Source organism: Coprobacter fastidiosus (assembly GCF_982245605.1).
On sequence record NZ_CEVCIF010000046.1, the window covers coordinates 25,362 to 31,432 of the forward strand.

Annotated in this window: 3 protein-coding genes; all 3 read left to right on the forward strand. The window is 39.1% G+C overall.

What is annotated here, in order from left to right; genetic code table 11:
• The first annotated feature begins 42 nt into the window (after window positions 1-42).
• The 3 genes from AC0UMU_RS11225 to AC0UMU_RS11235 all read left to right on the forward strand — a co-directional run bounded on the left by AC0UMU_RS11225 (window position 43) and on the right by AC0UMU_RS11235 (window position 5,953).
• On the forward strand, window positions 43-1,773 hold the full coding sequence (locus AC0UMU_RS11225; protein ID WP_122304580.1) for a family 43 glycosylhydrolase: 1,731 nt from the start codon (window positions 43-45) through the stop codon (window positions 1,771-1,773).
• Between the two features lie 214 nt (window positions 1,774-1,987).
• Window positions 1,988-3,019 carry a polysaccharide deacetylase family protein gene (locus AC0UMU_RS11230; protein WP_122304579.1) on the forward strand — a complete coding sequence of 344 codons (1,032 nt, stop codon included), beginning with the start codon at window positions 1,988-1,990 and terminating at the stop codon, window positions 3,017-3,019.
• 84 nt (window positions 3,020-3,103) lie between these two features.
• Entirely contained in the window at window positions 3,104-5,953 is a 2,850-nt protein-coding gene (locus AC0UMU_RS11235; protein WP_288641908.1) for a glycoside hydrolase family 31 protein, read from the forward strand.
• Window positions 5,954-6,071 lie beyond the last annotated feature (118 nt).

Below are 6,071 nucleotides of genomic sequence, written 5' to 3' on the forward strand. Positions count from 1 at the left end.
AAGAGACTTTTCTTTTGCGGCATAATTTAAAACTTAAGAAAGATGAAAAACATAAAAAGTCGATTGTTGTCATGTATTTGTTCGACACTCTTTTTGTTACCTTTTGATTTAATGGCGAAACACCTTGATCGAGATCGTATTGTTGCGAATCCTATAGATCTGAATTATCGGTTTCGTCCGGAGAAACCGAGTCGAAGAGAAGCTGCCGATCCGGTTGTTGTCTTATATAAAGACAAGTATTATATGTTTGCATCCAAGTCAGAAGGATATTGGAGTTCGGCCGATCTGGTGAAGTGGAATTATATCCCTTGTAAATCTATTCCGATTATAGAAGATTATGCTCCTATGGTTATAGAATTGGGCGGTGAGTTATATTATACGGCCGGATGTACCCGTTTCTTTAAAACATCCGATCCGGAAAAAGACGATTGGAAAGAGATAAAAGTCAACAATAAAAATCGGCATGACGATATTACTATTTTTCAGGATGATGACGGCAAAGTTTACTTTTATTGGGGATGTCATGATAAAAAACCGATACAGGGAGTACAGGTAGATCCAGAAAACGGTTTCAAAGAGATCGGTGAGGTAAAAGACTTGATTTTGCATAATTCAGTAAAATATGGAATTGAATCGAACGGAGACAGGAATGAAATGAATAAGGACGGCTATAATGAAGGTGCTACCATGACGAAATATAAAGGGTTGTATTATTTGCAGTATTCTACTCCGGGAACACAATTTATAACGTATGCTGATGCGGTATATGTATCGGAAAATCCGTTAGGTCCTTTTACTTACATGGAGGATAATCCTTATTCGATCAAACCCGGAGGGTTTATTTCCGGAGCAGGTCATGGACATACATTTCAGGATAAATACGGTAATTATTGGCATGTTTCTACAATGGTGATAGCGGTAAAAAATTGGTTCGAACGTCGTTTAGGATTATTTCCGGTCTATTTCGGAGATGAGGGGCACATGTATTGCCACACGGTATTCACCGATTATCCGATGCAGATACCCGATAGAAAGGTCAATTTCAAGAAAGATGATTTATCCGTGGGGTGGAATTTGTTGTCTTATAAAAAGGAAGTTTCGGCATCATCGTTCCAACCGGGATATGAAGCAGTAAATGCCGTGGATGAAAATATCAAGACATGGTGGGCGTCTCAGAGCGGCAGGTCAGGCGAATGGCTTCAGATCGATTTAGGACGGACGATGCAGGTCGAAGCCGTTCAGGTAAATATCAGCGACCAGGATTTCGAAACATTGCGGAGAGATGCAGCACCCGTATACCGTTATGTTTTGGAATCGTCTTGTGACGGAAAGAATTGGCAGATGATAGGCGACCGGAGAAAGAATGATCGGGACGCCGTACATGAATTGCTTGTTTTGGATCGTTCGGTATCAGCCCGTTATATTCGGATAAAGAACATGGAAGATCTCAATGGGGGAGTTTTTTCTCTGTCCGGACTGCGAGTTTTCGGGACGGGAAAGGGAAAAGCTCCGTCTGCAGTTACCGGATTTAAGGTTGTCCGTAATGCAAACGACCGACGTCGAGCCAGTTTCAGATGGAATAGTCAGGGTGAAACGACAGGTTATGTGATCCGTTGGGGAACTTCACCGAAGGTACAGAACAATGCCGTCATGGTTTATGGAGACGAGGCAGAATACGGCTTTTTCAATCGGGATTCTCGATATTATTTTACGATACAGCCGTTCAATGAAAATGGGAAAGGCAAGATAAGCAAAGTTATTTCTGTAGAATGAGTAAGAACCATTATTGAGGAGCATTTGGTATAAGTGAAAATTTTTTAAGAGCTTGTCTAAATTTTTTTGAGAAATTTATGCAGGCTCTTTTAAATTATGTATATAAAAATTTTAATAAGAAATTAATTCAAATACGGTTGAATATTTAATAGAACAAGGCTTTCTTTGTTAAAAATATTTGATTTGCGATACACACATATATTATTTTACAACCATGAAGAATTTCAATTTTTCTCTTTTTCTGTCTTTATTTTTTTTGATAATATTGTTGCCGGAATCGGTTGATGCAAAAAGGATTAATAAAAAGGTCGACGAGCAGGGTGTAGATATGCCGAAAGTTCGTATTGCTTCTTTTAAAGGTGATAAGGCATGCGCTATCAGCTATACTTTTGACGATGCGTTGAGAGATCAGAGCATATTGGCTGCCCCTATGCTTGAAAAATATGGTTTTCGAGGAACTTTTTGGGCAATACCTTCGATGGTTCCTGAGACAGAAGAAGAAATTCTTACAAATTCGAAGAAGAAGTGGGGTGGAATTACATGGAAAAGATTAAAAGAGATGTCGGATAATGGACATGAAATCTCGAATCACGGTTGGTCTCATAAGAATCTTGTAAATCTGAAATCGGAACAGGAGATTCGTGCGGAGATAGAGAAAGCCGATAGTCTTATTCTGTTGAAAATAGGAAAGAAGCCCCGGACATTCTGTTATCCTTATAATGCATTTAATGACCAAGTTCTTGCTATTGCAATGGAGAATCGTGTGGATACTCGTACACGCTGTTCGGGCTGGGGATATAGAACAACGACTCAGTGGATGAATAATTGGGCTGACGGATTAATTAAAAAAGGAGAGTGGGGCATACCGATGATACATGCTATTATTGATGGTTTTGATGCGTTTCCATCAGCGGATGTTTTGGATAATCACATGGCTTATGTAAAATCTAAAGAAGACCGAATATGGGTCGGTACATTTCTCGAAATTGCCAGTTATGTGAAGGAATCTGAAAATGTTCGTTTATCAGTGACTCCCCGAAAGAACGGTTTGATTTGTAAAACGGAGATGACTTTAGATAAAAAGCTTTTTACTGAATCTCTTACGTTGGTTATAGAAATAACCGGAGTGACATCTGTTAAAGCAACACAGAAAGGAAAGAAGCTTCCTGCAACAATTGCTTCGGATAAAATTTGCATTGATTTTATGCCCGGAGATTCTCCGGTTAAAATACGTTGGAAAAAGTAATAGATTAACGATAAGTATTTTTTTGATATTATGAAGAGCGGAAAGAATAGTAAGTTAAAGACTCAGTATTTAAAATTTTTCTGTTTGTTATTTTGTCTTGTATCATTTTCCTCAGGATATGGACAAAGAGAGCGAGGATGGAAGTCGGATTGGAAGGGAGACTGTTCAGAAGTAAAGATTTTAGAACCAGGTTTAGATGTGACTGGTGTCGCTGTCTTTAAAAACAGATTGTTTTTAGATGCAAAAAAAGATAATATAAAACTTTCCCGTGAATTGTCTGATGAATATCGAAATACTAAAACTTTATGGATAAGTTTTTCAGTTCGGAAGATTGCCGGAAACGGACGTTTCGGATTATCTTTATTAGAAAATTCTCAAGAAAAGTTATTTGTGGGAGCTGTCGGTCAGGATAAAACGATTTGTTTCGGTTCGAAAAAATGCCGTGAAAAAATGGAAAATGCCGTACAACTTATTTTAAGGGTTGAAAAAAATAAGGCTTATTTATTCATAAATCCTCCCTTAGCATCAGTTCCTGATGTTGAAGGAGCGTCTATGGCTTTATCCGGAGATTTTTCTTTTGACCGGATTACCTTTTTATGCGAAAAAGGCAATGCCGGAGAATTTAGTAGGGTTGTTGCGGGAGAACAGTTTGCAGATGTCGTTTTTCCTCGCAAATCGAATGATGATCTAAGAAGTATGGGAAAGCAACCGGTTATTTCATGGAAAAAGGCGGAAGGGGCTTTATGGATAAATACGGAGTCTGGAGTATTACGGTTGAAACCTTATGAATTCGGAGCTCTTGCGGTTCATTCAGGATCATTGAATGCGATCGAATCGCAGAAAAATTATGCAGTTTCTCAAGAACCTGCTGGAGCAAAATTTTCGGTAAAGGAAGACTCCGAGCGGATTTTATTAAAAACAGATCGTTTTTCTGCTACCGTAGAAAAACGTACGGGGCAAATCTGTTTGTATGATCGTTTGGGCAAATTGTTGATACAAGAATATCCGGGCGGAGGCCGTTCTGAAACCGGATATGGAGAAAAAGTGGCTTGTCGCTTTAGTTTATCTCCGGAAGATGCTCTTTACGGGTTAGGACAATTTAGAGATAATTCGTTGAATTTGAGAGGTAAAAGAAGAGAGTTGGTGCAATTTAATACTCAGGCCGCTGTTCCTGTTATTTATTCGACAAAAGGTTGGGGAATATTATGGAATAATCCGTCTCGAACTATTTTTCAAGATAACAAAATGGGGATGAGTTTTCAGTCTGATATAGGAGATATAATCAGTTATTATTATTTCGTAGGAGATAAATTAGATGATTTGATTGCTTCTTATCGTTCGCTTACCGGTAAAGCTCCTATGATTCCTTATTGGTCTTTGGGGTATCATCAAAGTCGAAATAAATATGCAACGCAAAAAGAAGTTATGGATATTGCAGAACGGATGCACAAGGAAAATATCCCGATGAGCACAATTTTTATCGATTATTTTTATTGGCAGAAATATGGTACGGGTTCTCATCGATTTGATGAAAATCTTTTCCCTGATGTTCCGGGAATGTTAAGTTCTTTACATAAAAATTATAATACACGTGCCGTAATTACGATATGGCCGACATTCCGTCCCGGAATTCCTAATTATGAAGAGTTTAATAGAGACGGTTTATTACTGGACGGAGCAAAAGCTCTGGATGGCATTATTTATGATGCATTTAGTCCTAAAGCTGCCGAGATTTACTGGAAACAGGTAATGCCGTTAGTCGATTTGGGAATTGACGGCTGGTTCTTGGATGGTTGTGAACCGGATCAGGTAAACTCTTTTTTACCGACTGTAACTCACGACGGACCGGCATTGAAAGTTCGTAATCTTTATCCGTTAGTACACGCTACGACGTTTTATAACGGGTTACTGAAAGCTCGTCCGAATCAGCGGCCTTATATATTGACACGTTGTGCATGGGCTTCTCAGCAAAAAGTAGGTACGGCTGTTTGGTCGGGAGATATACCCACTACTTTTGATGAGTTGCGTAAACAAGTAACGGCCGGGTTAAATTTTGTAGCCTGCGGGATTCCTTATTGGACTACCGATATTGGAGGTTATTCAGGTGGCGATCCTGCTGATAAAAACTATCGGGAGGTGTTCACTCGTTGGTTTCAATATGGCACTTTCTGTCCTGTATTTCGAGCACATGGAAGACGTTATCCGGGTAATACGAAAGTTCCGAATGAATTGTGGGCATATGGTGCTGAAGCGCAAAAAATTTGTACGGAATTTATCAATTTACGCTATGCTTTGTTCCCTTATATTTATACTTTGTCTGGTCAGGTAACTCGCAATCATTATACACCGATGCGGTTGTTGGCTTTCGATTTTCCGGAAGATAAAAAAATTCTCGATTGTAAAGATCAGTTTATGTATGGTCCTTCCCTTTTAATTTGTCCGGTTTTGAATGCGGGAGACCGCAAACGTGAGGTATATCTTCCTTCAGGGAAGCGTTGGATTGATTTTTGGACGGGAGAGAACTACGAAAGTGGGCAAATAATCGTAGCAGATGCTCCGATAGAGCGTATTCCTGTATACGTTCCGGCCGGATCGATTATCCCTATGAACGTATCATTATTAATGAATCCTGATTCAAGTGCTCCGGTTGAAGTACGTGTATATCAAGGTGCGGACGGTCGGTTCGAATTGTATGAAGATGACGGGGAAACATTTGATTGTGAGCGAGGAGAATATAGTTTGATTCCTTTTATGTGGAATGAAAAAAAGAGGACGTTAACCATTGGGAAACGGCAGGGTGCGTATAAAGGCATGTCGAAAGAAAGAGAGTTTCGTATTGTTTTAGTTTCTTCCGAGAAGGGAAGAGGTGTAGAAAAAAACTCACCTGATAAAGTTGTTAAATATGTAGGAAAGAAGGTAGATATTAAACTATAAAGCGTTACACGTGATTCAAAAAATAAAAAGATCTTCTCTCACCGGATTTTGACATGACCCCCGAAAGTTGGACAAAAAACTTTCGGGGTTTTGTTATGTCTAAAAAGAGAAAGAAACA